This is a genomic window from Bartonella sp. TT110JLCBS (genome assembly GCF_042193405.1).
Classification (GTDB): domain Bacteria; phylum Pseudomonadota; class Alphaproteobacteria; order Rhizobiales; family Rhizobiaceae; genus Bartonella.
The window spans coordinates 1-521 of record NZ_JBHILT010000331.1 but is presented as its reverse complement, the minus strand read 5'-3'; the positions used below and the strand labels follow the sequence as shown (position 1 = coordinate 521).

Here is a 521-nt window from a genome sequence, read left to right as displayed (position 1 = left end):
ACCCAAAGTAATCGTAATCACCCGAGTTGATGGGTAACGACTCTTATCTGTAAAGTCCAATGTTTGGTTGCCCATCTTGATCTTAGTCGACCGGGCATTGCCGACCCGAATGGTAATGCTCCGGGCAGACTTAGCTAAAACAACTGTCCGTTTATCATTTGCAGCCATCGTCCGACTTAACCGAGTAGTTCCATCAACTAACACGCTGTTGGTTGATGTTCCAGTGGTTGAAATTTGTAAGTTAGTGGACTTAGAAAGTGACTTTGTGGACCGGTAAGCAACCGTCGTACTTGTCCGTGAAGCTTCAGTTAATTTAATAGTGTTGGAAGTCTTCGTAGATGACTTCTTTGAACTAGAAGATGCTTTCTTATTGCTGGATTGTCGTGAAACGGAAACCGAACTACTATCAATTTTAGAAGAATCCCGGTGATTCCGTGCAATCGCCGTTACCCAAATGGCTGCCAGAATAATCAGAACGATGACACTAATGATAATCGTTGGCAAATACCTTCTGACACCTT

Annotated in this window: 1 protein-coding gene; it reads right to left on the bottom strand. The window is 43.4% G+C overall.

Annotated features, from left to right (window positions below; all coding sequences use genetic code 11):
• Positions 1–504: RodZ domain-containing protein (locus tag ACFILW_RS11165; RefSeq protein WP_375685872.1), on the bottom strand; the 504-nt coding region annotated here is incomplete at its 3' end.
• Positions 505–521 lie beyond the last annotated feature (17 nt).